The 24447-nt window shown below is 65.7% G+C and carries 21 protein-coding genes and 3 tRNA genes; 19 read left to right on the forward strand and 5 right to left on the reverse strand.

Features of this window, described 5'->3' with window-relative positions; genetic code table 11:
• Nucleotides 1–20 precede the first annotated feature (20 nt).
• The 7 genes from clpX (at nucleotide 21) to ACN4F8_RS17805 (ending at nucleotide 6412) form a co-directional block, all read left to right on the forward strand.
• Nucleotides 21–1286: an ATP-dependent Clp protease ATP-binding subunit ClpX gene (gene clpX, locus ACN4F8_RS17775; RefSeq protein WP_419474784.1), complete on the forward strand. Its 1266-nt coding sequence runs from the start codon at nucleotides 21–23 to the stop codon at nucleotides 1284–1286.
• Between the two features lie 100 nt (nucleotides 1287–1386).
• Nucleotides 1387–3819, forward strand: coding sequence for an endopeptidase La (gene lon / locus ACN4F8_RS17780; RefSeq protein WP_419474785.1), 2433 nt, complete (start codon nucleotides 1387–1389; stop codon nucleotides 3817–3819).
• A 98-nt stretch (nucleotides 3820–3917) separates the two neighbouring features.
• Nucleotides 3918–3993 (forward strand) — tRNA-Gly (locus ACN4F8_RS17785).
• Between the two features lie 73 nt (nucleotides 3994–4066).
• Nucleotides 4067–4140 (forward strand) — tRNA-Cys (locus ACN4F8_RS17790).
• 114 nt (nucleotides 4141–4254) lie between these two features.
• Nucleotides 4255–4347, forward strand: a tRNA-Leu gene (locus ACN4F8_RS17795).
• A gap of 40 nt (nucleotides 4348–4387) precedes the next feature.
• Nucleotides 4388–5011 carry a DUF6806 family protein gene (locus ACN4F8_RS17800; RefSeq protein ID WP_069046213.1) on the forward strand — a complete coding sequence of 208 codons (624 nt, stop codon included), beginning with the start codon at nucleotides 4388–4390 and terminating at the stop codon, nucleotides 5009–5011.
• Between the two features lie 87 nt (nucleotides 5012–5098).
• Nucleotides 5099–6412: an MFS transporter gene (locus tag ACN4F8_RS17805; protein WP_419474786.1), complete on the forward strand. Its 1314-nt coding sequence runs from the start codon at nucleotides 5099–5101 to the stop codon at nucleotides 6410–6412.
• On the opposite strand, the gene murI is transcribed toward ACN4F8_RS17805, so the two are convergent.
• Nucleotides 6401–7201 carry a glutamate racemase gene (gene murI, locus ACN4F8_RS17810; protein WP_419474787.1) on the reverse strand — a complete coding sequence of 267 codons (801 nt, stop codon included), beginning with the start codon at nucleotides 7199–7201 and terminating at the stop codon, nucleotides 6401–6403. The two genes, ACN4F8_RS17805 and murI, sit on opposite strands and share 12 nt — an antisense overlap.
• A complete protein-coding gene (locus ACN4F8_RS17815) occupies nucleotides 7198–8751 on the reverse strand; it encodes a fumarate hydratase (protein WP_419474788.1) in 1554 nt (517 codons plus the stop codon). Before ACN4F8_RS17815 ends, murI begins: the two co-directional genes overlap by 4 nt.
• A 214-nt stretch (nucleotides 8752–8965) precedes the next feature.
• Here ACN4F8_RS17815 and mbhE point away from each other — a divergent pair, with 214 nt between their 5' ends.
• Genes mbhE through fumC form a run of 10 tightly spaced genes read left to right on the forward strand, consistent with a single transcriptional unit; the run spans nucleotide 8966 to nucleotide 19109 of the window.
• Nucleotides 8966–11266, forward strand: coding sequence for a hydrogen gas-evolving membrane-bound hydrogenase subunit E (gene mbhE / locus ACN4F8_RS17820; RefSeq protein WP_419474789.1), 2301 nt, complete (start codon nucleotides 8966–8968; stop codon nucleotides 11264–11266).
• Complete coding sequence (locus ACN4F8_RS17825; RefSeq protein WP_419474790.1) at nucleotides 11263–11664, forward strand: MnhB domain-containing protein; 402 nt, start codon at nucleotides 11263–11265, stop codon at nucleotides 11662–11664. Before mbhE ends, ACN4F8_RS17825 begins: the two co-directional genes overlap by 4 nt.
• Complete coding sequence (locus tag ACN4F8_RS17830) at nucleotides 11664–12011, forward strand: NADH-quinone oxidoreductase subunit K (protein WP_419474791.1); 348 nt, start codon at nucleotides 11664–11666, stop codon at nucleotides 12009–12011. Before ACN4F8_RS17825 ends, ACN4F8_RS17830 begins: the two co-directional genes overlap by 1 nt.
• Nucleotides 12008–13531 (forward strand): Na+/H+ antiporter subunit D, encoded by a 1524-nt coding sequence (locus tag ACN4F8_RS17835; RefSeq protein ID WP_419474792.1) that lies wholly within the window; start codon nucleotides 12008–12010, stop codon nucleotides 13529–13531. The genes ACN4F8_RS17830 and ACN4F8_RS17835 overlap by 4 nt, the downstream gene beginning before the upstream one ends.
• A complete protein-coding gene (locus ACN4F8_RS17840; RefSeq protein WP_419474793.1) occupies nucleotides 13528–13872 on the forward strand; it encodes a Na+/H+ antiporter subunit E in 345 nt (114 codons plus the stop codon). The genes ACN4F8_RS17835 and ACN4F8_RS17840 overlap by 4 nt, the downstream gene beginning before the upstream one ends.
• Nucleotides 13869–14156: a monovalent cation/H+ antiporter complex subunit F gene (locus tag ACN4F8_RS17845; RefSeq protein WP_419474794.1), complete on the forward strand. Its 288-nt coding sequence runs from the start codon at nucleotides 13869–13871 to the stop codon at nucleotides 14154–14156. Before ACN4F8_RS17840 ends, ACN4F8_RS17845 begins: the two co-directional genes overlap by 4 nt.
• Nucleotides 14153–14956 carry a monovalent cation/H(+) antiporter subunit G gene (gene mnhG, locus ACN4F8_RS17850; RefSeq protein ID WP_419474795.1) on the forward strand — a complete coding sequence of 268 codons (804 nt, stop codon included), beginning with the start codon at nucleotides 14153–14155 and terminating at the stop codon, nucleotides 14954–14956. Before ACN4F8_RS17845 ends, mnhG begins: the two co-directional genes overlap by 4 nt.
• Nucleotides 14957–15001: 45 nt before the next feature.
• Complete coding sequence (locus ACN4F8_RS17855) at nucleotides 15002–16402, forward strand: sensor histidine kinase (RefSeq protein ID WP_419474796.1); 1401 nt, start codon at nucleotides 15002–15004, stop codon at nucleotides 16400–16402.
• The gene (locus ACN4F8_RS17860) at nucleotides 16399–17718 is read left to right on the forward strand and encodes a sigma-54-dependent transcriptional regulator (protein WP_419474797.1); all 1320 of its coding nucleotides are present in this window, start codon (nucleotides 16399–16401) and stop codon (nucleotides 17716–17718) included. Before ACN4F8_RS17855 ends, ACN4F8_RS17860 begins: the two co-directional genes overlap by 4 nt.
• Nucleotides 17715–19109 (forward strand): class II fumarate hydratase, encoded by a 1395-nt coding sequence (gene fumC / locus ACN4F8_RS17865; RefSeq protein WP_419474798.1) that lies wholly within the window; start codon nucleotides 17715–17717, stop codon nucleotides 19107–19109. Before ACN4F8_RS17860 ends, fumC begins: the two co-directional genes overlap by 4 nt.
• 4 nt (nucleotides 19110–19113) lie before the next feature.
• On the opposite strand, the gene ACN4F8_RS17870 is transcribed toward fumC, so the two are convergent.
• Nucleotides 19114–19713: a TIGR00645 family protein gene (locus tag ACN4F8_RS17870; protein WP_419474799.1), complete on the reverse strand. Its 600-nt coding sequence runs from the start codon at nucleotides 19711–19713 to the stop codon at nucleotides 19114–19116.
• Nucleotides 19714–19929: 216 nt separating this feature from the next.
• Between ACN4F8_RS17870 and acs the strand changes: the two genes are divergently transcribed.
• The gene (gene acs / locus ACN4F8_RS17875) at nucleotides 19930–21924 is read left to right on the forward strand and encodes an acetate--CoA ligase (protein ID WP_419474800.1); all 1995 of its coding nucleotides are present in this window, start codon (nucleotides 19930–19932) and stop codon (nucleotides 21922–21924) included.
• 85 nt (nucleotides 21925–22009) lie between these two features.
• Here the strand turns inward: acs and ACN4F8_RS17880 are convergent, their stop codons facing one another.
• Entirely contained in the window at nucleotides 22010–22315 is a 306-nt protein-coding gene (locus ACN4F8_RS17880; RefSeq protein ID WP_419474801.1) for a c-type cytochrome, read from the reverse strand.
• Nucleotides 22316–22439: 124 nt separating this feature from the next.
• Here ACN4F8_RS17880 and ACN4F8_RS17885 point away from each other — a divergent pair, with 124 nt between their 5' ends.
• Nucleotides 22440–22685: a TIGR04438 family Trp-rich protein gene (locus ACN4F8_RS17885; protein WP_419474802.1), complete on the forward strand. Its 246-nt coding sequence runs from the start codon at nucleotides 22440–22442 to the stop codon at nucleotides 22683–22685.
• A gap of 6 nt (nucleotides 22686–22691) precedes the next feature.
• On the opposite strand, the gene ilvD is transcribed toward ACN4F8_RS17885, so the two are convergent.
• Entirely contained in the window at nucleotides 22692–24398 is a 1707-nt protein-coding gene (gene ilvD, locus ACN4F8_RS17890; RefSeq protein WP_419474803.1) for a dihydroxy-acid dehydratase, read from the reverse strand.
• Between the last annotated feature and the right edge of the window lie 49 nt (nucleotides 24399–24447).

A 24447-nucleotide genomic window follows, 5' to 3' on the forward strand; every position in this document is an offset into this window, starting at 1 on the left:
GATCCACCTGACGCCCCTCTATGGCCGACAAAAAAGCGACCTCCAGCGAAAAAGCGCTCTACTGCTCCTTCTGCGGTAAGAGCCAGCACGAGGTCAAAAAGCTCATCGCCGGCCCCTCGGTGTTCATTTGCGACGAGTGCATCGACCTGTGCAACGACATCATCCGTGACGAGTTGCCGGGTCTTGAGTCGGTCAAGGCCGCGGGCGACGACGTGCCCACGCCCTCCGACCTGAAGTCCAACCTCGACAACTACGTGATCGGTCAGCAGGGTGCCAAGCGCGCCCTGGCCGTGGCGGTCTACAACCACTACAAGCGCCTGCGCCACAAACAAACGGCCCGCAAGGACGATGTGGAACTGGCCAAGAGCAACATCCTGCTGATCGGGCCCACAGGCTCGGGCAAGACGCTGCTGGCCCAGACCATGGCGCGCATGCTCAACGTACCGTTTGTGATGGCCGACGCCACCACGCTGACCGAAGCCGGATACGTGGGTGAAGACGTCGAGAACATCGTCGCCAAGTTGCTACAGAGCTGCAATTACGACGTGGAACGCGCCCAGCAGGGCATCGTCTATATCGACGAAATCGACAAGATCACCCGCAAGTCCGACAACCCGTCCATCACCCGAGACGTGTCGGGCGAAGGCGTGCAGCAGGCCTTGCTCAAGCTCATCGAGGGCACCATGGCTTCCGTGCCGCCGCAAGGCGGGCGCAAGCACCCCAACCAGGACTTTCTGCAGGTCGACACGACCAACATCCTGTTCATCTGTGGCGGCGCGTTTGCCGGGCTGGAAAAGATCATCGAGAACCGCACCGAGGCTTCGGGCATCGGCTTCGGCGCCACGGTGAAGAGCAAGAAACAGCGCAGCCTGACCGAGGCGTTCAAGGAAATCGAACCCGAAGACCTGATCAAGTTCGGCCTGATCCCCGAGCTCGTGGGCCGCGTGCCGGTGATCGCCGCGCTGTCGGAACTCAGCGAAGACGCGTTGGTCGAAATCCTCACCGAACCCAAGAACGCGGTGGTGAAGCAGTTCTCCCGCCTGCTGGCCATGGAAGGCGCCGAGCTGGAGGTGCGGCCCGCCGCGCTCAAGGCCATCGCCCGCAAGGCCTTGGCCCGCAAGACCGGTGCGCGCGGATTGCGCTCCATTCTCGAAAACGCATTGATCGACACCATGTTCGAACTCCCGAGCATGAACAACGTCGAGAAGGTGGTGGTGGACGAGTCCACCATCGACGAAAACAAGCCACCTCTGCTGGTTTACCGCGAGGCGGCCAAGCAGGCCTGAACAGGTCTGCGACCACGGGCGCTGCACGCAGTGCCCCAGCGATGCGTCCGGTTGATATCGCCCGCACCAACCCCAGTTACCCGTTTTAGTCGAGGTTGAAATGTCCGGACAAACTCCTCTCCCCAGCTCCCCGGTGGAACTCCCGCTGCTGCCCCTGCGCGATGTGGTGGTCTTCCCGCACATGGTCATTCCGCTGTTCGTGGGCCGCCCCAAGAGCATCAAGGCCCTGGAGTCAGCCATGGAGTCCGAGCGCCGCATCATGCTGGTCGCACAAAAGGCTGCCGCAAAGGACGAGCCGTCAACCGACGACATGTTCGAAATGGGCTGCGTTGCCACCATCCTGCAGATGCTGAAGCTGCCCGACGGCACCGTGAAGGTGCTGGTGGAAGGTGTGCAGCGCGCCAAGGTGCTGGCCATCCGCGACGGCGAGAGCCATTTCATCGCCAGCGTGAGTCCGGTCGACCCGGCGGTCGAGCGCGCGGACACGCAGTCCAACGAGCTCGAAGCCCTGCGCCGCGCGGTGATGCAGCAGTTCGACCAGTACGTCAAGCTCAACAAGAAGATCCCCTCCGAGATCCTGACCTCGATCTCCAGCATCGACGACCCGGGCCGCCTGGCCGACACGATCGCCGCGCACCTGCCGCTCAAGCTCGAGTCCAAGCAAGTCGTGCTCGACCTCGACCCGATCAACAAGCGGCTCGAAAACCTGTTCGAGCAACTGGAGCGCGAGGTCGACATCCTCAACGTCGACAAGAAGATCCGTGGCCGCGTGAAGCGCCAGATGGAAAAGAACCAGCGCGACTTTTACCTGAACGAACAGGTCAAGGCCATCCAGAAAGAGCTGGGCGAAGGCGAAGAGGGCGCGGACATCGAAGAGATCGAGAAGAAGATCAAGGCCGCCAAGATGCCCGCCGAAGCGCGCAAGAAGGCCGATGCGGAGTTCAAGAAGCTCAAGCTGATGTCGCCCATGTCGGCAGAGGCCACCGTGGTGCGCAACTATATCGATGCGCTGGTGGTGCTGCCCTGGAGCAAGAAGACCAAGATCAAGCACGACCTGGCGCACGCCGAGGCGGTGCTCAACGAAGACCACTACGGTCTGGAGAAGGTCAAGGACCGCATCCTTGAGTATCTTGCTGTTCAACAGCGCGTGGACAAGGTCAAGGCGCCCATCCTGTGCCTGGTGGGTCCACCCGGTGTGGGCAAGACTTCGCTCGGGCAGTCGGTGGCCAAAGCCACCGGGCGCAAGTACGTTCGCATGGCCCTGGGCGGCATGCGCGACGAAGCCGAGATTCGGGGTCACCGCCGCACCTACATTGGTGCCATGCCGGGCAAGGTGTTGCAGAGCCTCTCCAAGGTAGGCACCCGCAACCCGCTGTTCCTGCTCGACGAGATCGACAAGCTGGGCACCGACTTCCGCGGCGACCCGTCGAGCGCCTTGCTTGAAGTGCTGGACCCGGAGCAGAACCACACGTTTGGTGACCACTACGTGGAAGTCGACTTCGATCTCTCCGACGTGATGTTCGTTGCGACTTCGAATTCGATGAACATTCCACCGGCCCTGCTGGACCGCATGGAAGTGATCCGTCTCTCGGGTTACACCGAAGAGGAAAAGACCAACATCGCGATGCGCTACCTGCTGCCCAAACAGCTCAAGAACAACGGCCTGAAAGAGGGCGAGCTGGAGGTGAAGGAAGAGGCGGTGCGCGACATCGTGCGTTACTACACCCGCGAAGCCGGTGTGCGTTCGCTTGAGCGCGAACTCTCCAAAATCTGCCGCAAGGTGGTCAAGGGATTGCTGCTCAAGAAGTACACACCCACCGTGGTGGTGGACGCCGAGAACCTCAACGACTTCCTGGGTGTGCGCAAGTACAGCTATGGCCGTGCCGAGGCGCAGAACCAAGTGGGCCAGGTGGTCGGTCTGGCGTGGACCGAGGTGGGTGGCGATCTGCTGACCATCGAAGTCGCGATCATGCCGGGCAAGGGCATCATCACCCGCACCGGTTCGCTGGGCGACGTGATGAAGGAATCGGTTGAGGCCGCGCGCACGGTGGTGCGCAGCCGCGCCCGTATGTTGGGCATCAAGGACGAACAGTTCGACAAACGCGACATCCACATCCACGTGCCCGACGGCGCCACGCCCAAGGACGGTCCGAGCGCAGGCGCTGCCATGACCACTGCGTTGGTGTCGTCCATCACCGGCATCCCGGTGCGTGCCGATGTGGCGATGACGGGCGAGATCACCTTGCGCGGTGAAGTCACGGCCATCGGTGGCTTGAAAGAGAAGCTGCTGGCGGCTTTGCGTGGCGGTATCAAGACGGTGATCATCCCTGAAGAGAACGTCAAGGACCTCGCCGACATTCCCGACAACGTGAAGCAGGGTCTGGAAATCGTGCCGGTCAAATGGATCGACAAAGTGCTGGCGATTGCCCTCGAACGCCAGCCCGTTCCGTTGACCGACGAAGAGGTGGCGGCGCAGATTGCTGCGGCCTCCACGCGTGCGCCCACGCCCGGGCAGGACGCGGTGAAACACTGATCAAAAAATTTGAGGGGGCTTGAAAGAGGCCTGTTTTTTAGGTTAGAATTTCAGCTTCCGGCAGACAAGCGGAACAGCACTGAAAAGTGTTGAAAAATGCGGGAATAGCTCAGTTGGTAGAGCGCAACCTTGCCAAGGTTGAGGTCGCGAGTTCGAGTCTCGTTTCCCGCTCCAGATTCAAAAAGGGAAGCTATGCTTCCCTTTTTTGTAGCCTTTTCAGATCGGTGCTTTCAGCACCGACGCTGATGGCGCGATAGCAAAGCGGTTATGCCCCGGATTGCAAATCCGGTTAGTCCGGTTCGACTCCGGATCGCGCCTCCAGATCATCTGCAACCCCGCCAACAAGTTTGTTGCCGGGGTTGTTTCATTTCAGCCGACCGGTGCTTGCGGCGGACTCTCTTGTGGGGTGTCGTCACCTGCGACAATCCACGCTCGGCCTCGATGGTGAAATTGGTAGACACAGCGGACTTAAAATCCGCCGCCATCCCGAAAGGGAGCGTACCGGTTCGACCCCGGTTCGAGGCACCAGGCTAGGTTTTTTCCGGTTTCGCCGGTACAGTGAGTTTTCATGACCCGATACAACGCGCCCTTCGAGATCCACGTGCATGGTGATGTGCCTTTGCGCGACGATGTGGTCTTTGCCCAGATCCAGGACGCGCTCAAGCCGTTGTGGGTCTACGCGGGTGCCAAGTCGTTGGCGGCTGCGGCCGAGAGCAGTTACGAGGATGAGCCGGGCATTCGTTTTGATGCTGAGTCCCACGTGCTGCAGATCTGCTGGACCGTGCCCGGCGACGAGGATTTCCGCCAGGTGATCGAAGAGGCCTGCATGGGTCTCAACGACATCGCGTCCACCGGCGCACCGCTGGAGGTGTCGTTCTACGACGCCGAGTTCGACGAAGAAGACGAGTCTTCCGAAGAAGAGGCGCGCGACGATTTCCTGATGTGTTTTGTGGGCCCCACGCCGGCGGCCATCATGCAGGTGCAGCGCGATCTGCTGGTGCAGGACGTGTTGCACATCATGGAGCGTCACTTTGATGCGTCCGAGCTGGGCGATGTGGTGGGCTCGATCGACAAGCTGTTCACCCAGCGCTTTGACGCCTTGGTGAATTCCATGCAATTGGGCAAACCACCGAGGGGTTACGGTGGCCAGTCGGGCCACGGTGGTCCGCGCAAGCCGCGTCATTTGCATTGACCGAGTCGGGCCTCTGTCGGCCCTGACATGCCCAGGCACTAGACTGCGCTGCACGGCGGAACTCCGAATCCGCCGCCCGGAGCGTCCATGTCTTTCTTTTCCACCGATGCCCTGAATCCCGGCGTGCGCAAGCGCGAGGTGTTTGGTTGGGCGATGTTCGACTTTGCCAACTCGGGCTACACCACGGTGGTGTTGACCGCGGTGTTTGCCGCTTACTTTGTGGGTGCGGTGGCCGATGGCGCCGAGTGGGCTGCGTTCGCCTGGACCGCAGCGCTGAGCCTGTCGCACCTGATCGTGATGCTCACCATACCGGCCATGGGGGCCTGGGCCGATCAGCATGGCGCAAAGAAGCGGCTCCTGATGATCACGACCGCCGGCTGTGTGCTGGCCACGGCGGCATTGGCCTGGGTGGAGCCGGGTGCGGTGGTGCTGGGCATGGTGTTGATCGTGGTGTCCAACGTCTTCTTTGCCTGGGGCGAGTCGCTGGTGGCGGCCTTCCTGCCGGAGCTGGCCAGGCCGGCGGCCATGGGACGCGTGAGTGGTTGGGGCTGGAGCCTGGGGTACTGCGGTGGCATGTTGGCCCTGGGCTTGAGCCTGGCCTATGTGTTGTGGGCACAGGCGCAAGGGCAGAAGGCGGCCGAGTTTGTACCGGTGACCATGTTCATCACGGCGGCGGTGTTCGCCCTGGCGTCGATGTTCACGCTGGTCTTGTTGCGCGAGCGTGCGCAACCTCTCAAAGGCGTGACGGGTTCAGCCTGGAGCCAGTCGTTCGAGCAACTGCGCAGCACGTTCCAGCAGGCGCGGCGCTACCAGGATTTCATGTGGCTGTTGGCCTGCGCCACGGCCTACCAGGGTGGCGTGGCGGTGGCGATCACACTCGCAGCCATCTACGCCGAGCAGGTGATCGGCTTCGTGCAGCAAGAAACCATGGTGCTGATCTTCGTGCTCAACATCGCGGCCATGGTGGGCGCGTTCGCGTTTGGTTACTGGCAGGACCGCCTGGGCCACAAGCTGGCGCTGGGCATCACGCTGGTGGGCTGGGTGGTCACCTGCATCATCGCGGCCATCACCACCACCAAGGGCGGCTTCTGGTACGCCGCGGCCATTGCGGGCGTTTGCATGGGGTCCAGCCAGTCGTCGGGCCGTGCCATGGCCGGCATGCTCGCGCCGCCGGGGCAGCTGGCCGAGTTCTTCGGCCTGTGGACCTTTGCCACGCGCGTGGCCAGCATCATCGGGCCGCTGAGTTACGGCGCCATCACCTGGATGACCGGGGGCAACCAGCGACTGGCCATCGGGTCCACCGCCATGCTGTTCGTGATCGGGCTGGTGCTGTTGATCCCGGTCAACATGAAGCGGGGCCGGGAGGCGGCGCTTCAGACAGCGAACGCCTCAAGCTGCTAACTTTTCTGCTCGGGTCCGCAGCCCGAGCCACCGTTCGGCGGCCTGCGACAGCGCGGCGGGATCGCCGGTGGAAAACAGCATCGGCGAGGTTGCGTTCGTGTTCGTCGGGTCGGACACGTTCAACACGTCGCGGGTGCGGCGTGCCACCGCCGTGCCCGTGTCGACCAACGCCACATCCGGCCCCAGCAGCTGCGCCAGAACATCGGCCGCAAACGGGTAGTGCGTGCAGCCCAGAACCACCGTGTCCATGTCGCCGGGCGCTTGGTTGCGAAGCGCTTGAACGTAGCGCTCGCACAGAGCCTGTTGCGTTTGCAAGTCACCCCGCTCGATGGCATCGGCCAGTCCATCGCAGGGCTGGCAGATGAAATGCACCGGGCTCGACGCCGTGCTTTCAAGCTGCGTGCGCAGGCGCGCAAAACGTTCGCTGTTGAGCGTGCCGCGCGTGGCCAGCACGCCGATGTGGCGCGTCTGGCTCGTGGCTGCGGCGGGCTTGAGTGCGGGTTCCACGCCCACGATGGGCAGGTCGGGGTGGGTGGCGCGCAGGCTGTCGATGGCCAGCGCCGTGGCGGTGTTGCACGCCACCACCAGGGCGTCGATGTGGTGGGTACTGCGCAGCCAGGCGGTGATGCTTTCCGATCGCTCGGTGATCTCGGCCACCGTGCGCTCGCCGTACGGGGCATGCGCGCTGTCGGCCACGTAAACGAAGCGCACCCCGGGCAGCTCGGCCAGCAGGGCGCGCAGCACGCTCAGGCCGCCCACCCCGCTGTCGAACACGCCGACGGTTTTCAAGCGGCAGCGACGCTGATGCCCTTGAACTCGCCGGTGGCGATGCGCTGCTTCCACTCGGCCGGGCCGGTGATGTGCGCGCTGGTGCCGCCCGAATCCACCGCCACCGTCACCGGCATGTCGACCACGTCGAACTCGTAGATGGCTTCCATGCCCAGGTCTTCGAAGCCCACCACCTTGGCATGCTTGATGGCCTTGGACACGAGGTAGGCGGCGCCGCCCACGGCCATGAGGTAGGCGCTCTTGTGCTGCTTGATGGACTCGATGGCGACCGGGCCGCGCTCGGCCTTGCCGATCATGGCGATCAGGCCGGTCTGCTCCAGCATCATGTCGGTGAAGCCGTCCATGCGCGTGGCGGTGGTGGGGCCGGCGGGACCCACGGCCTCGTCGCGCACCGGGTCGACGGGGCCCACGTAGTAGATGACGCGGTTGGTGAAGTCCACCGGCAGTTTCTCGCCCTGGGCCAGCATGGTCTGGATGCGCTTGTGTGCGGCGTCGCGGCCGGTGAGCATCTTGCCGTTGAGCAGCAGCGTCTGGCCGGGTTTCCAACTGGCCACCTCGGCCTTGGTCAGTTTGTTCAAGTCCACGCGCTGGCTCTTCTGGGTGTCGGGCACCCAGTTCACGTTGGGCCACAGGTCCAGGCTGGGTGCGTCCAGGTACACCGGGCCGCTGCCGTCGAGCACAAAGTGCGCGTGGCGCGTGGCGGCGCAGTTGGGGATCATGGCCACAGGCTTGCTGGCCGCGTGTGTGGGGTACATCTTGATCTTGATGTCCAGCACGGTGGTGAGGCCACCCAGACCCTGCGCGCCGATGCCCAGCGCGTTGACCTTGTCAAACAACTCCAGCCGCAGCTCTTCCACCTGGCTGAGCTTCTCGCCTTTGGAAGCCTTGCCTTGCAGCTCGTACATGTCGATGTCGTCCATCAGACTCTCTTTGGCCATCAGCACGGCCTTCTCGGCGGTGCCGCCAATGCCGATGCCCAGCATGCCCGGCGGGCACCAGCCGGCGCCCATGGTGGGCACGGTCTTCATCACCCAGTCGACCACCGAGTCGCCGGGGTTGAGCATGATCATCTTGCTTTTGTTTTCGCTGCCGCCGCCCTTGGCCGCCACGGTCACTTCCACCGTGTCGCCGGGCACGAGCTCGGTGAAGATCACGGCAGGGGTGTTGTCCTTGGTGTTCTTGCGCGCGAACTGCGGGTCGGCCACGACCGAAGCGCGCAGCTGGTTGTCGGGGTGGTTGTAGCCCTGGCGCACGCCTTCGTTGATGGCGTCTTCCAGGCTGCCGGTGAAGCCGTCGAGCTTCACGTTCATGCCGACCTTGAGGAACACGTTGACGATGCCGGTGTCCTGGCAGATCGGACGGTGCCCGATGGCGCTCATCTTGCTGTTGGTGAGGATCTGCGCAATGGCGTCCTTGGCGGCGGCGCTCTGCTCGCGCTCGTAGGCGCGGGCGAGATGGGCGATGTAGTCGGCCGGGTGGTAGTACGAGATGTATTGCAGGGCGGCGGCAATGCTCTCGACGAGATCGTCGCGCTTGATCGTGGTCGTCATGGGGAGGGCTGTGATGGGGTTGATGGGGATGCTCTCCAGTGTATCGAAGCCACCTCGTTCAGCTTTGTGAACGGGCACCGGACAGCGGTTGCAAAAGCTGAACACACCGGGGTCAGGCGCTCTCGCAAGTCGTTGATTTTAAAGGGTCGATCCCCGCTGCAGGGCTGGTACGCCGCTTGCAAACCACCACGGGCACAGGAGACCCGTTGACGTGATGCTTGCCACCCTTGTTTTTTCCACCCTGGCCGCCGGTGTGTTGGCCCCGGTGGTGGTGCGCCGGGGCCTGGCGCCCTGGCTGGCGCTGCTGCCCGCCGGACTGTTCGTGGCCTTCCTGTCCTGGTGGCCGGAGGTCACGGGCGGGCAGGTGGTGCTGCAGCAGCAGGCCTGGATACCGAGCCTGGGCGTGGCGCTGTCGCTGCGGCTGGACGGCTTGTCCTTGTTGTTTGCGCTGCTCATCACCGGCATCGGCACCTTCATTTACCTGTATGCCGCCAGCTACTTGCGCGGCGCAGCCGACCTGCCGCGCTTCTTTGCGTTCCTCACGCTGTTCATGGGAGCGATGCTGGGCGCGGTGCTGGCCGACGACCTGATCGCCCTGCTGGTGTTCTGGGAGCTGACCAGCCTCACCTCCTTTTTGCTGATCGGCTACGAGCCCGAAAAACCCCAGGCGCGCCGCGCTGCGCAGCAGGGTTTGCTGATCACGATGGCGGGTGGCCTGTCGCTGCTGGCGGGCGCCATCCTGTTGGGCTTGGCTGCGGGCTCGATGCGCATCACCGACATCGTGGCCCAGGGGCCGGCGCTGATTGCACACCCCCTGGCGCCCGCCATCATCGTGTTGGTGGCCATCGGGGCGTTTGCCAAGTCCGCACAGGCACCGCTGCATGCCTGGCTGGCCAACGCCATGGCCGCGCCCACGCCGGTGTCGGCTTTTCTGCATTCGGCCACCATGGTCAAGCTGGGTGTTTACCTGCTGGCAAGGCTGAACCCGGCGCTGGGTGAACACGCCCTGTGGAGCGCGCTGCTGATGCCGGTGGGCCTGCTCACCATGTTCATGGGCACAGTGCTGGCTCTGCGTGCCAGCGATCTCAAGCGCGTGCTGGCGTACTCCACCGTGGTGTCGCTGGGTACGCTGGTGACACTGATCGGGTTGCCGCACCCCATGGCGGCCACGGCGGTGGTCACCTTTCTGCTGGCGCATGCGCTGTACAAGGCCTGCCTGTTCATGGTGGCCGGCATCGTGGACCACGCCGCCGGCACGCGCGACGCCACGCGCCTGGGCGGGCTGGCCCGGGCCATGCCGCTGACAGCGGTGGTCGCCGTGCTGGCCGGGCTGTCGATGGCGGGTCTGCCGCCATTTGTGGGCTTCATTGGCAAAGAGTTGATCTACGAGGCTGCGCTGGGCGGCTCGTGGTGGGCGGTGGCTGTGGCCCTGCTTGCAAACGCCTGCATGGTGGTGGTGGCCGGCGTGGTGGCCTTGCGCTGCTTCTTCGGGCCAGCGCAGCCGGTGCCTGGCGCGCCGCACGACCCGGGCATGGCCTTGTGGTTCGGCCCGCTCGTGCTGGCGCTGCTGGGGTTGCTGTTCGGCCTGGTGCCGCAATGGCCCGCCGCCTTGCTGGGCCCCGCCGCCAGCGCCATGGCGGGTCGCGCCGTGGTGCCGGCGCTGTCGCTCTGGCATGGCTTCACACCCATGCTTGCCCTGAGCGCACTCACCCTGGCCCTGGGCGGGCTGGCGCTGGTGTGGTGGCCCGCGCTGCGCCGGGGCCTGGCTGGCCGGGGCGCCATTGATCGCTGGGGCACGGACGCTGGCTACGACCGCCTCATCGTCGGCCTGCAGCGCGTGGCTGCGTGGCAAACGCAGCGCATTCAAACCGGCAGCCTGCGGCGTTACCTGGGCACGGTGTTCGCGTTCACGGCCGCGTGCCTGTTGCTCACGCTCTGGCTGCGGGGTGGTGTCGCCGTGGCGTGGCCGCGCCGGGATCAGATCGGACCCGAGGTGGCGCTGCCGCTGCTGATGGTGCTGGCCGCTGCCGCTGTGCTGCGCGCCCGCAGCTTCATGTCCGGCATCGTCACAGCGGGCATGGTGGGCTTTCTGGTGGCATTGACTTTCCTGTTCCACGGCGCTCCCGATCTGGCGTTCACTCAGTTTTCGGTGGAGGCGCTGGCCATCGTGATCTTGCTGGCGATCGTGGGGCGCATGCCGTTTCATGAGGTGGACCCGCGCCGTGCCGCAGAGCGGCGCCGCGATGCGCTGGCCGCCGGGGCCTTTGGCGTGGCGGCTTCGCTGGTGTTGCTGGCGGTGGTGGCGACGCCGTTTGATGCGCGCCTGTCCGACTACTTCCGTGCGGTCAGCGTGACCGAGGCGCACGGACGCAACCTGGTGAACGTGATCATTGTTGACTTCCGGGCACTCGACACACTGGGCGAGATTGCCGTGCTTGCGCTGGCCGCGCTGGCCGCGGCTGCTGTCATTGCCAGCGTGCGTGCCCGCCAGGCAGACGACAAGGAGGCCGCATGAACCCGCTGATCCTGCGCGTGTGCGGTCGGCTGGTGCTGCCGGTGGCACTGGCGTTCTCGCTGTTCCTGCTCTGGCGCGGTCACAACGAGCCGGGTGGCGGCTTTGTGGGTGGCCTCATGGCGGCCGCAGGTTTTGCCATTCACGCCCTGCCGCGCGGGCGCGCAAGGCTGCTGGCCTTGCTGCGCCTGTCGCCCGGTGGCATCGCTGCCGTGGGCCTGCTGCTGGCGCTGGCCTCGGGCCTGCCCGGGCTGCTGCTGAGCCAGCCTTTTCTCACCCACCAGTGGGCGGTGTGGGAGGGCGGTTTCGTCATCGGCACGGCGCTGCTGTTCGACATCGGTGTGTACCTCGCAGTGCTGGGCTCGGTGCTGGCGTTTCTCTCTCATTACCTGGACGACTGATGGAATTCTTCTTTGTGCTGGCCTTCGGTTTCATGGCGTCCATCGCGGCCTACCTGTTGATGTCGCGCAATGTGCTGCGCATCGTGCTGGGCCTGCTCTTGCTGGGCAACAGCGCCAACCTCTCGATCTTCATCGCGGGCAGGCTCGGTTCGAGCGTGCCGCCGCTGGTGCCCGAGGGTGAGACCTTCATGGCAGTCAGCGCCAACCCGTTGCCGCAGGCGCTGATCCTCACGGCCATCGTGATCTCGTTTGCGCTGGTGGCCTACGCCGTGGTGCTTTTCGAGCAGGCGCACCAGCGCCTGGGGACGCTGGACACCGAGGCCATGCGCGAGGCGGAGCCCCGATGAACACCCATCTGCTGTTGACCCTGCCGGTGGCGATTCCGCTGCTCACGCTGGCGCTGTGTGCGCTGCTGCGCGGCCACCCGCTGACCCAGCGCTGCGCGAGTGTGGCCGGCAGCGTGGCCTTGCTGGCGGCGGCGATCGCGCTGCTGGCGGCGGTGTTCGACGGCACCATCCTCGCCACGCAGTTTGGCGCCTGGGCCGCGCCTTTCGGCATCACCTTCGTGGCCGACCTGCTGTCCGCCGCCATGGTGCTGGTGACGGCCGTGATGGCGGTGGCGGTGTCGATCTATGCGCTGGTGGACGGCGCACGCGAACGCGAGCGGGCGTTCTTTCATCCGCTCTACCACGGTCTCCTGATGGGCGTGTGCGGGTCCTTCCTCACGGGCGACCTGTTCAACCTCTACGTGTGGTTCGAGATCATGCTGATCTCGTCGTTCGGCCTGCTGGTGGTGGGCGGCACGCGCGCCCAGCTGGATGCCGGGGTCAAGTACGTCACGCTCAACCTGGTGGCCACCACCCTGTTTTTGATCGCGGTGGGTTTCCTCTACGGCCTCACCGGCACGCTCAACCTGGCCGACCTGGCGCGCACACTGCCCGGGGTGGGCAACCAGGGTCTGGTGACCACGCTGGCGGTGATGTTCCTGCTGGCGTTCGGCTCCAAGGCGGCGCTGTTCCCGCTGTTTTTCTGGCTGCCGGCGGCCTACCACACGGCCAGCGCGCCGGTGGTGGCGATCTTTGCTGCGCTGCTCACCAAGGTGGGCGTGTACGCGATCCTGCGCACCTTCACGCTGCTGTTCACTGGTGACGCGGGCTACACCGGACCGGTCATCGGCGCGGTTGCCGTGCTCACCATGGTCACCGGCGTGCTGGGCGCGGCGGCGCATTACGACATCCGGCGCATCCTGTCGTTTCACATCATCAGCCAGATCGGCTACATGCTGGTGGGCCTGGCTGTGGCCACACCGCTGGCGCTGGCCGGCTCGGTGCTCTATGTGATCCACCACATCGTGGTGAAGGCCAACCTGTTCCTGATCGCAGGTGCCATGCGCGTGGCCGGTGGCGGCTTCGACCTCAAGGCCATGGGTGGGCTGCACCGCAGTGCGCCCGTGCTGGCGTTGTTGTTTGCGGTGCCCGCGCTCTCGCTGGCCGGGGTGCCTCCGTTGTCGGGTTTCTGGGCCAAGTTCATGGTGGTGAAGTCCAGCCTGGATGCGGGCCACACCGTGCTGGCCGGCGTGGCCCTGGCGGTGGGCGTGCTCACGCTGTACTCGATGGTGAAGATCTGGAACGAAGCCTTCTGGAAAGCGCCCACCACGGCACTGTCTGCCCAGGCGGCAGCGCAATGGCGCGCTGCGCCGCGCAAGCGCTGGGCCATGCTGGTGCCGGTGGCGGGGTTGGCGGCCATCACGCTCACCATCGGCCTGGCGACCGAACCTTTCGTCGAGTTTTCCCTGCGCGCAGCCGACCAGTTGCTCGTGCCCCATGGCTACATGAAGGCCGTGCTCGGCCAGGAGGCGTCTCCATGATGACGATGCGATCGGTGTGGAACTGGCTGGCGCTGGCCGGCCTGTTCATGCGTGAACTGCTGCTCTCGGTACACCAGGTGGCGCGCACGGTGCTGCACCCGCAGCGGGCCGCGCGCAGCGGCATCGTGGCCATTCCGCTGACGGTGCGCAGCGACGCCGGCATTGCCATGCTGGCCAACATGATCACCCTCACGCCGGGCACCACCAGCCTGCACATTTCTTCAGACCGCAAGGTGCTCTATGCCCATGTGATGAATCTGGAGGGCGATCCGGTGGCGCAGATCGTGGACGGCTTCGAGGTCCGTGTGCGCGCTGCGCTGGGCGAAGGAGAGCGGCCATGAACCTGCCCACCTGGGTGCTCGCCACCACCGCTGCGCTGCTCTTGTTGTCGCTCGTGCTGGCCGGTGTGCGCATCGTGCGGGGGCCGCACGCAGCCGACCGTGTGGTGGCACTGGACATGCTCAGCCTGCTGGGTGTGGCCGCCGCCGGCGTGGCAGCGCTGGTGGCCGACGCCCCGGCGTTTGTGGACATCGCGCTGGGCGTGGCGCTGATCGGCTTTCTGGCCACCGTGGCATTTGCCGCTTTCATCGAACGCGGCTCGATCCGCGAGGAGGACGCACCATGACCGCCTGGCTGGCATCCCTGTTGCTCATCTCCGGCGCGCTCGTGTGCCTGCTGGCATCGGCCGGCGTGCTGCGTCTGCCGGACTTCTTCATGCGCATGCACGCCGCCACCAAGGCCGGTGTGGTGGGCAGCGGTCTGGTGCTGCTGGGCGTGGCGGTGGCCGAGGGCAGTCTCTCGACCTGGATCAAGGTGGCGCTGGCCATTGTGTTTTTGCTGCTCACCACACCCGTGGCCGGTCATCTGCTGGGCCGCGCAGCGTACGTGGGCGGGGCGCCGCTGTGGCGCGGCACCGCGCAGGACAGCCTGGCCGAGGTGCTGCCGCGCGGGCGCTTTGGCGCGGCACCTCGCACGGTGGGCCGAGTGGTGCTGGCCTTGACCGACGGGCCCTGCATGGCACGCGCCATCGAGGAGGCGGTGGACCTGGCGCGCCAGCACGGCGCCGAACTCTGCGGCGTGGCCATCATCGACGCCCCGCGCCTGGCTCGCGTGGGGCCGGTGCCCATCGGTGGTTTGACCTACGCGCAGCGCATGCGCGAGCGGCGTCTGGCACAGGCGCGCCAGAGCGCCGCCGACGTGATCCAGCGCTTCGAGCAGGCGGCTGCCAGATCGGGGCTGGGCTGGTCGGTGCGGCTGGAGGAGGGGCATCCCCGACGCCTGCTGCACGCCCTGGCCGGTGCTCACACCGTGGTTGCCGTTGCACCCCAGGCCTGGTTTGACCAGGGCGTGCTCGATCAGCGGGTGGATGTGGCGCGGCGCCTGCGCTGGCGTGCCGAGGTGCCGCTGCGGGTTCTCGGGGCCTGACCTGGCTGGTAAGGTCGGGTCACCCCTTGTTTCCGACTTGCCAGCATGCCGTTTCCCCGCTCGATCGCCGCCTGGTACCGCCGCCTGCCGCTGACCGTGCGCCTGCCGGCGGCGGTGGCCTTGATGATCTTTGCTGCCGCCATGGGCACCACCCAGGTGGCAATGCAAAGCGTGTCGCGCCAGTTCGAGGCGCAAATGGCCAGCATCGGACAGGTGTACCTGGACGGCCTGTCGGCCGCACTGCTGCCCGCGCTGCGCGCCGGTGATGCACCGGCCATGGTGGGCGTGCTGGAGCGTGCACTGGCCGTGACCGAGGGCGTGGAGGACCGCCGCCTGGCCGTGCTCGACGCACAAGGCCGCGCGCTGGCCAGCGCCGAGCGCACCGGTCTTCCCCTGGCCGCCTGGCCCGCAGACGTGTTGACGGCCCGCATCGGCGCGCGACTGGCCGATGGTGATCAGAGTGTGTGGGTCTGGCGCACACTGGAAGACTCGAACCGCGTGCTGGCCAACCTGGATGTGAGCGGCTTCAACCGCGAACGCGAGCAACTGCGCTGGGGCCTGGTGTTGCTTGATCTGGTCGTCAGCGTGCTTTGCGCCTTGCTCGGATTTGTGGTGGCGCGCCAGATGCAGCGCCCGGTGGCACGGGTCACTCAGCACCTGCAGCAGGGCCTGTCCTTGCCGGCCGATCTCATCGAGGCCAGCGATCCCGAGACCGCGCGGCTCATGCGTGCCGTCAACCGCATGGCCGATGACGCACGCGAGCGAGAGGCCATGCTCGGTCTGCTGTCCGAGCAGGAGCGCGAAGCGGTGTTGGGTCGGCTGGCCGCCACGCTGGCGCACGAGGTGCGAAATCCGCTGGGCGGCATGGTCACGGCGATCCAGACGCTGCGCAAGTTCGGCGACCAGCCCGAAGCGCGGCAAGACGCGCTGGACTTCATCGAGCGCGGCGTGCTGGCCCTGCGCGACGTGGTCGACGCCACGCTCACGACCCACCGCCCGGGCAGTCGTGAACGCAGCCTGGGGCTGCAGGACCTGCATGATGTGCAGCGCCTGGTGGCCGCCGATGCGCGGCAGCGCGGCGTCACGGTGCGGGTGGAGGCCGAGGCCGGCCTGCCGGACGAGCTGCCCGTGGCCGCCACCGAGGTCAGGCAGGTGCTGCTCAACCTGCTGATCAACGCCGTGCGCGCCACCCGTGCCGGTGGCGAGGTCTGTCTGCGCGTTCGCCGCGAAACGCGTGCGCTGGTGCTCGAAGTGATCGACCAGGGCACCGGCATGGCACCCGAGGTCGCGCGCAGCCTGGTCCGTGGAGAACCCCAGGCCGGGCAGGGCGGACTGGGTGTGGCCGTGATCGTGCGGCTGGTGCAGCAGTTGCGCGGCCGGGTCTCGGTCGATGCACACTCCAGCGGTGGCACCCACATCACCCTGCACCTGCCTCTGGACCCATGATCGACATCCTGCTGATTGAAGACGACCGTGTGCTCGGCGGCGCGGTGGCGCAACGTCTGCGCCTTGAAGGCTTCCAGGTGCGCTGGACCGAGACCTGCGCCCAGGCCATGGCCGCACTGCGCGCCAGCCGGCCTTCCTTTGTGCTGGCCGACATCCGCCTGCCCGACGGTTCGGGTGAAGACCTCTACCGCCGCGCCCTGCCTTTCCTGGGCGACACCCCCATCCTGTTCGTCACCGCGTTCGCCGACATCGGCCAGGCCGTGCGGCTGGTGCGCGCCGGGGCCGACGACTACCTCACCAAGCCCTACGACGTCGACGTCCTGGTCGAGCGTATCCGCGCGCTTGCCGCAGAACCTTCCGCTGCCGCCGAGCCGGTGTTTGGCCTCTCGCCCGCCACCGAAGGGCTCGCTCGCGACCTGCAGCGGCTCGCCGCCCGCGACCTGCCGGTGCTGCTGCGCGGCGAGACCGGCGTGGGCAAGGAAGTGGCAGCGCGCTACATGCATGCGCAGTCGCCACGCGCCGGGCAGCCTTTTGTGGCGGTCAACTGCGGAGCGATCGCGCGCGAGCTCATGGAGAGCCAGTTCTTCGGTCACGAACGCGGTGCTTTTACCGGCGCGGTCTCCGCGCACGTCGGGCATTTTGAAGAGGCGGGCGACGGCACGCTGTTCCTCGACGAGATCGGCGAGCTCGACACACGCCTGCAGACCGCGCTGCTGCGGGTGTTGCAAGACGGCGTGTTTCGCCGCGTGGGTGCGCGCAGCGATCTGCGTTTTCGCGGTCGCATCATCGCCGCGACGAACGCCGATCTGAACGAGCGCATGGCGCAGCGCGCATTTCGCGAAGACCTGTATTTCCGCCTGGCGGTGGTGGAGCTGACGATCCCGCCGCTGCGCCAGCGGCCCGACGAGATCGAGCCGCTGGCGCGACGGTTTGTGCGCGAGGCATCCAGGCGCAACGGCATGCCCGGCCTGTGTCTGGACAACGCTGCACCCGCCGCGCTGGTGGCCCACACCTGGCCTGGCAACGTGCGCGAGTTGCGCAACCGCATCGAGCGGGCTGCAGCACTGGTCGACGCAGACCACATCACGCCTGCCGATCTGTTCCCGGAAGAGCGGCTCGATGCGACCGCTCACGCCACCCTGGCCGATGCCCGCGAGCAGGCGGAGCTGGAGCAGATCGAGCGCGCTCTGGCGCTCTCGGGTGGGCGTGTTTCCGAAGCCGCGCGGCGCCTGGGCATTTCGCGCACCACCTTGTGGAAGCGCCGCCGCAAGAGCATCGATGGCGACAGCGCCTCGCCGCAAGGAGTCGATCCATGAACCAGAGCCTCACGCGCACCGAGCGCGACACCTTCGGCCCCATCGCGGTACCGGTCGACCGCTTGTGGGGAGCACAGACCCAGCGCTCGTTGCTCAACTTCGACATCTCCGGCGAGCGTCTGCCGCGCGAGTTCATCCGCGCGCTGGCGCAGGTCAAGCGCGCCGCTGCTGTGGTCAACCACGCGCTGGGCTTGCAGGACGCGCAGACGACCCAGGCCATCGTTGCCGCGGCCGACGAGGTGATTGCCGGGCAACACGAGGCCGAATTCCCGCTGGTGGTGTGGCAGACCGGCTCGGGCACGCAGACCAACATGAACCTCAACGAGGTGCTGGCCAACCGCGCCAGCGAGTTGCTGGGTGGGCAGCGCGGCGAAGGCCGGCTGGTGCACCCCAACGACGACGTGAACCGCAGCCAGTCGAGCAACGACGTGTTTCCGACCGCCATGCACGTGGCGGCGGTGGACGCGATCACGCACCGGCTGCTGCCATCGCTGAACGCGCTGCGGGCCACGCTGGCGCAGAAGGCAGCCGATTTCACCGACATCGTGAAGATCGCCCGCACACACCTGCAGGACGCCACACCGCTCACGCTGGGTCAGGAGATTTCGGGCTGGGTGGCGCAGCTCGCACACGGTGAAAAGCATGTGCGCGATGCATTGCCCCACCTGTGCGAACTCGCGTTGGGCGGCACGGCGGTGGGCACCGGCTTGAATGCGCCCGAGGGTTACGCCGAGGCGGTGGCGGCCGAACTGGCGCGGCTGACCGGTCTGCCCTTCGTGACCGCGTCGAACAAGTTCGAAAACATGGCCAGCGTGGACGCCCTGGTGCATGCGCACGGCGCGCTCAAGACCCTGGCCGCCAGCATGAACAAGATCGCCAACGACGTGCGATGGCTGGCCAGCGGGCCGCGCAGCGGCATCGGCGAACTGAGCATTCCGGAGAACGAACCGGGCTCGTCCATCATGCCGGGCAAGGTGAACCCCACGCAGAGCGAAGCGGTCACCATGCTGTGCGCGCAGGTGATGGGCAACGACGTGGCCATCAACATCGGCGGCGCTTCGGGCAACTTCGAGCTCAATGTGTTCCGGCCGATGGTGGCGCACAACTTCCTGCAGAGCGTGCGCCTGCTGGCCGACGGCATGCGCAGTTTCAACGACCACTGCGCCGTGGGCATTCAGCCCAACCGCGAGCGCATCAAAGAGCTGGTCTCGCGTTCACTGATGCTGGTGACCGCGCTCAACCCACACATCGGCTACGACAAGGCCGCGCAGATCGCCAAGAAGGCCCACAAGGAAGGCACCAGCCTGCGCGAAGCGGCCCTGGCTTCAGGCCATGTGACGGCCGAGCAGTTCGACCAATGGGTGCGCCCCGAACAGATGGTGGGGCGCTGAGCCTTCAGTGCGAGCGGCCCGGGGGCGGCTGCATCAGCTTGTCGGTCACCGCAATCGCCATGGCGCTGAGCAGGAACACCACGTGGATGATGGTCTGCCACATCAACACCTGCTCGGTGTAGTTGGCCGCGTTGATGAAGGTCTTGAGCAGGTGGATGGAGCTGATGCCGATGATGGCCGTGGCCAGCTTCACCTTCAGCACCGAGGCGTTCACATGGCTGAGCCACTCGGGCTGGTCGGGGTGGTTTTCCAGGTGCATGCGGCTCACAAAGGTCTCGTAGCCGCCCACGATCACCATGATCAGCAGGTTGGAGATCATGACCACATCAATCAGCGCCAGCACCACCAGCATGATCACGGTTTCGTTCAGGCCGGTCAGCTGCACATCGGTCTTGTAGCCGATGCTGCTGACCAGTTTGTCCAGCGCGACCTGGCTGCCAAACGCCGCCTCGACCAGGTGCACCAACTCCACCCAGAAGTGGAAGACGTAGATACATTGCGCCGCGATCAGGCCGATGTAGAGCGGCAGCTGCAGCCAGCGGCTGGCGAAGATCAGGTTGGGCAGGGCGCGGATCGGGGTGGGGTTGTTGACAGGGTCGGTCATGGGGGGAGGGGCGATGCGCCGGGTGCCCGGGACGGGCGGCCTCAAAGCCGCTGTATTGTAGGGTGGCGGGCTGGTTTGACCCGGGTTTGTACCGATGTCCTGCTGCTGTGCGAGGCTGTCCCAATGGGGTGGCAACGAGCCATGTAAGTGGCTCGTAAGAGCCCGTGCCCACAGTCATTGGTTGACCCGAATCCACAACACCCGAGGAGACTGCCCATGTCCGCACCGTCGACGTCCATCGAATCCACCCTGGTCGAAAACCGCGTTTTTGAGCCCACCGCGGCCACCGTCAAGGCCGCCCGTGTCTCCGGCATGGCGGCCTACCAGGCGCTGTGCGACGAGGCCGACAAGGACTTCGAAGGTTTCTGGGCCCGTCTGGCCCGCGAGACGCTGACATGGAACAAGCCCTTCACCAAAACGCTGGATTCGTCGAATGCGCCGTTCTACAAGTGGTTCGAAGACGGTGAACTCAACGCCTCGTACAACTGCCTGGACCGCCACATGGGCACGCCGGTGGAGAACAAGACCGCCATCATCTTTGAAGCCGATGGCGGCGAGGTGACCAAGGTCACCTACAAGGAACTGCTGGCCAAGGTCTCGCGTTTTGCCAATGCGCTCAAGGCGCGCGGCGTGAAGAAAGGCGACCGCGTCGTCATCTACATGCCCATGACGGTCGAAGGCGTGGTGGCCATGCAGGCCTGCGCGCGCATCGGCGCCACCCACAGCGTGGTGTTCGGCGGCTTCTCGGCCAAGGCCTTGCAAGAGCGCATTCAGGACGCCGGCGCCGTGGCCGTGATCACCGCCAACTACCAGCTGCGCGGCGGCAAGGAGCTGCCGCTCAAGGCCATCGTGGACGACGGCATCGCCATGGGTGGCTGCGAGTGCATCAAGAACGTGATCTTGTTCCAGCGCACGCCCACCGCCTGCAACATGGTGGCCGGGCGCGACAGCTTCATGCACGAGGTGATGGCCAGCGAGTCCGATGTGTGCCCGGCCGAGATGGTGAGCGCAGAACACCCGCTGTTCGTGCTCTACACCTCCGGCTCCACCGGCAAACCCAAGGGCGTGCAGCACAGCACCGGCGGCTACTTGCTGTGGGCCAACCTCACCATGAACTGGACCTTCGACCTGAAGGCCGACGACATCTTCTGGTGCACCGCCGACATCGGCTGGATCACCGGCCACACCTACGTCGCCTACGGCCCGCTGGCCGCTGGCGCCACGCAGATCGTGTTTGAAGGCGTGCCCACCTACCCGAACGCCGGGCGCTTCTGGCAGATGATCGAGAAGCACAAGTGCACCGTCTTCTACACCGCACCCACGGCGATCCGCTCGCTGATCAAGGCCGCCGAGGGCGACGAAAAAGTGCACCCGGCGCGCTCCGATCTGTCCAGCCTGCGCCTGCTCGGCTCGGTGGGTGAGCCCATCAACCCCGAAGCCTGGATGTGGTACTACAAACACGTGGGCGGCGAGCGCTGCCCCATCGTGGACACCTTCTGGCAAACCGAAACCGGTGGCCACATGATCACGCCACTGCCGGGCGCCACGCCGCTGGTGCCGGGCTCGTGCACGCTGCCGCTGCCGGGCATTGCCGCGGCCATCGTCGATGAAGCCGGTATCGATGTGCCCAACGGCTCGGGTGGCATCCTGGTGGTGAAGAAACCCTGGCCTTCGATGATCCGCACCATCTGGGGCGACCCCGAGCGTTTCAAGAAGAGCTACTTCCCTGACGAGCTCAAGGGCTACTACCTGGCCGGCGACGGCGCGGTGCGCAGTGCGGACCGCGGCTACTTCCGCATCACCGGGCGCATCGACGACGTGCTCAATGTGTCGGGCCACCGCATGGGCACGATGGAGATCGAATCGGCCCTGGTGGGCAAGACCGACCTGGTGGCCGAAGCTGCCGTGGTGGGTCGCCCGGACGATCTGACGGGCGAGGCCATCGTGGCCTTCGTGGTGCTCAAGCGCTCGCGCCCCACCGGCGAAGAAGCCAAGGCCATCGCCAAGGTGCTGCGCGACTGGGTGGGCAAGGAAATCGGCCCGATCGCCAAACCGAAAGACATCCGCTTCGGTGACAACTTGCCCAAGACCCGCAGCGGCAAGATCATGCGGCGTCTGCTGCGCTCCATCGCCAAGGGCGAGGCGATCACACAAGACACCTCCACCCTGGAGAATCCCGCGATCCTCGATCAGCTGTCGGAAAACAACTGACCTCCGCTCGGGACTTCGGTCCCGTGCAGGCAACAAAAAACCCGCTGGATTTTTCCAGCGGGTTTTTTGTGGGTGAAAGCAGCGCTTATTTCTGGCTGAGAACCCAGGCCGACAGTTTCTTGGCTTCGGCCTCGCTCACCTGCGTGTTCGCAGGCATGGGGATCGCGCCCCACACGCCCGAGCCGCCTTTGATGATCTTGGTGGCCAGGGCATCGACCGCCTTGGCATCGCCGGCGTACTTGGCGGCGACATCCTTGTAGGAAGGGCCGACCAGTTTCTTGTCCACCGCGTGACAGGCCATGCAGTTCTTGCTCTTGGCCAGGGCTTCGTCGGCGAAAGCGGGAGCGGCCAGCGTGGTCATGGCGGCCATAATCAGGAGAGCGCGTTTCATGGGGTTGTCCTTGTGAGTGAATGCTGAAACCAGCACAGTCTGGAGTTTAGCGAAGCAGGCGTCTGAAGAAACGATCGCTTACAGAATCTTGCCGTGCTTTGTCGGGCCTTTACTGGAGCGTGTGATGTATTTGCTGATCCTGGGCGTGATCTTGATGCTGATGAAGTACCTCGAAGTGGGCTTCGCGGTGAATCTCTCGTGGTGGTGGGTGCTGACGCCCTTTGCCCTGGCCGCGGTGTGGTGGGCCTGGGCTGACGCCACGGGTTACACCAAACGCCGCGAGATGGACAAGATGGACAAGAAGAAGCAGGACCGCATCGACAAACAGCGCGAGAACCTCGGCATCAAGACCAAGCGCCGCTCGCGCTGAAACCCATCAATAGTTGTCCAGAACAGCGCCCTTGCTGGCGCTGGATGCATTGAACGCGAACTTGGCCTGCACGCCACGCGTGTAGCGCGGTGCCGGTGCTGTCCACGCCGCACGGCGCTTGGCGATCTCGGCCTCGGGCACGTTGAGCTCCAGCAGCAGCTTGTGTGCGTCGATGGTGATGCTGTCGCCCTCGTTGACAAAAGCAATCGTGCCGCCAGCCGCAGCTTCGGGCGCTACGTGGCCCACCACCATGCCCCAGGTGCCACCGCTGAAACGGCCGTCGGTGATCAGGCCCACGCTCTCGCCCAGACCAGCACCGATCAGCGCGCCGGTGGGCGCCAGCATTTCGGGCATGCCCGGGCCGCCCTTGGGGCCGAGGTAGCGCAGCACCATCACGTCACCCGCCTTGATCTTGCCGTCCAGGATCGCCTGCAGCGCCGACTGCTCGTCGTCGAACACGCGTGCAGGGCCGGTCATCACCGGGTTCTTCAGGCCGGTGATCTTGGCCACCGCGCCCTCGGGGCTGAGGTTGCCTTTCAGGATGGCGAGATGCCCGTGCTCGTACATGGGCTTGTCGATCGGGCGGATCACGTCCTGGTCGGCGCGCGGTGCATCGGGCACGTCTTTCAGCACCTCGGCAATCGTCTGGCCGCTGATGGTCAGGCAGTCGCCGTGCAGCAGGCCAGCGTTGAGCAACACCTTCATCACTTGTGGAATGCCGCCGGCCTTGTGCAGGTCGACTGCGAGGTACTTGCCGCTGGGCTTCAGGTCGCACAGCACCGGGGTTTTCTGGCGCACGCGCTCGAAATCGTCGATGGTCCACTCGACATCGGCCGCGTGGGCGATGGCCAGGAAGTGCAGCACGGCGTTGGTGGAGCCACCGGTGGCCATGATCACCGCCACCGCGTTTTCGATGGCCTCTTTGGTCACGATATCGCGCGGCTTGATGTCCTTCTTGATCGCCTCGATCAGCACCTTGGCCGACTCCTTCGCCGAGTTCATCTTCTCGTCGTGCGGGTTGGCCATGGTGCTGGAGTAGGGCAGCGAGATGCCCAGTGCCTCGAACGCCGAGGACATGGTGTTGGCGGTGTACATGCCGCCGCACGAGCCCGGGCCGGGGATGGCGCGCATCTCGATCTCGCGCAGGTCGGCGTCGCTCAGGTTGCCGGCAGCGTTCTGGCCCACGGCTTCGAACACGCTCACGATGTTGAGGTCCTGATCTTTCCAGCGACCCGGCAGGATGGTGCCGCCGTACACATAGATGGCCGGCACGTTGGCGCGCAGCATGCCCATCAGGCCGCCGGGCATGTTCTTGTCGCAGCCGCCGACCACCACCACGCCGTCCATCCACTGACCGCCCACGCAGGTCTCGATGCAGTCGGAGATCACCTCGCGGCTCACCAGCGAGTACTTCATGCCTTCGGTGCCCATGGCCATGCCGTCGGAGATGGTCGGCGTGCCGAACACCTGCGCGTTGCCACCTGCTTCCTCGATGCCCGCAATCGCCGCGTCGGCCAGCTTCTGCAGGCCCGAGTTGCATGGCGTGATGGTGCTGTGGCCGTTGGCCACGCCCACCATGGGTTTCACAAAGTCGCCTTCCTCGTAGCCCATGGCGTAGTACATGGAGCGGTTGGGCGCGCGCGACTTGCCTTGCGTGATGTTGGCGCTGCGGCTGTTGATGGGCTTGATCGGGATGGTTTTGCTGTCGGCCATGGTCTTGTCTCGTGGGGTGGGAAAAAGAGCGTCAAGTATGCGGCAGCCC

Source organism: Hydrogenophaga sp. (assembly GCF_048549895.1).
GTDB lineage: Bacteria > Pseudomonadota > Gammaproteobacteria > Burkholderiales > Burkholderiaceae_C > Hydrogenophaga.

Coding starts and splice junctions, on each gene's coding strand:
- clpX (WP_419474784.1), top strand. CDS start 21: ATGGCCGACAAAAAAGCGACCTCCAGCGAAAAAGCGCTCTACTGCTCC.
- ilvD (WP_419474803.1), bottom strand. CDS start 24,398: ATGGCCGACAGCAAAACCATCCCGATCAAGCCCATCAACAGCCGCAGC.
- ACN4F8_RS17845 (WP_419474794.1), top strand. CDS start 13,869: ATGAACCTGCCCACCTGGGTGCTCGCCACCACCGCTGCGCTGCTCTTG.
- ACN4F8_RS17835 (WP_419474792.1), top strand. CDS start 12,008: ATGAACACCCATCTGCTGTTGACCCTGCCGGTGGCGATTCCGCTGCTC.
- ACN4F8_RS17840 (WP_419474793.1), top strand. CDS start 13,528: ATGATGACGATGCGATCGGTGTGGAACTGGCTGGCGCTGGCCGGCCTG.
- ACN4F8_RS17870 (WP_419474799.1), bottom strand. CDS start 19,713: ATGACCGACCCTGTCAACAACCCCACCCCGATCCGCGCCCTGCCCAAC.
- mbhE (WP_419474789.1), top strand. CDS start 8,966: ATGCTTGCCACCCTTGTTTTTTCCACCCTGGCCGCCGGTGTGTTGGCC.
- ACN4F8_RS17825 (WP_419474790.1), top strand. CDS start 11,263: ATGAACCCGCTGATCCTGCGCGTGTGCGGTCGGCTGGTGCTGCCGGTG.
- fumC (WP_419474798.1), top strand. CDS start 17,715: ATGAACCAGAGCCTCACGCGCACCGAGCGCGACACCTTCGGCCCCATC.
- ACN4F8_RS17815 (WP_419474788.1), bottom strand. CDS start 8,751: ATGACGACCACGATCAAGCGCGACGATCTCGTCGAGAGCATTGCCGCC.
- ACN4F8_RS17830 (WP_419474791.1), top strand. CDS start 11,664: ATGGAATTCTTCTTTGTGCTGGCCTTCGGTTTCATGGCGTCCATCGCG.
- ACN4F8_RS17805 (WP_419474786.1), top strand. CDS start 5,099: ATGTCTTTCTTTTCCACCGATGCCCTGAATCCCGGCGTGCGCAAGCGC.
- lon (WP_419474785.1), top strand. CDS start 1,387: ATGTCCGGACAAACTCCTCTCCCCAGCTCCCCGGTGGAACTCCCGCTG.
- mnhG (WP_419474795.1), top strand. CDS start 14,153: ATGACCGCCTGGCTGGCATCCCTGTTGCTCATCTCCGGCGCGCTCGTG.
- ACN4F8_RS17855 (WP_419474796.1), top strand. CDS start 15,002: ATGCCGTTTCCCCGCTCGATCGCCGCCTGGTACCGCCGCCTGCCGCTG.
- ACN4F8_RS17800 (WP_069046213.1), top strand. CDS start 4,388: ATGACCCGATACAACGCGCCCTTCGAGATCCACGTGCATGGTGATGTG.
- ACN4F8_RS17885 (WP_419474802.1), top strand. CDS start 22,440: ATGTATTTGCTGATCCTGGGCGTGATCTTGATGCTGATGAAGTACCTC.
- ACN4F8_RS17880 (WP_419474801.1), bottom strand. CDS start 22,315: ATGAAACGCGCTCTCCTGATTATGGCCGCCATGACCACGCTGGCCGCT.
- ACN4F8_RS17860 (WP_419474797.1), top strand. CDS start 16,399: ATGATCGACATCCTGCTGATTGAAGACGACCGTGTGCTCGGCGGCGCG.
- acs (WP_419474800.1), top strand. CDS start 19,930: ATGTCCGCACCGTCGACGTCCATCGAATCCACCCTGGTCGAAAACCGC.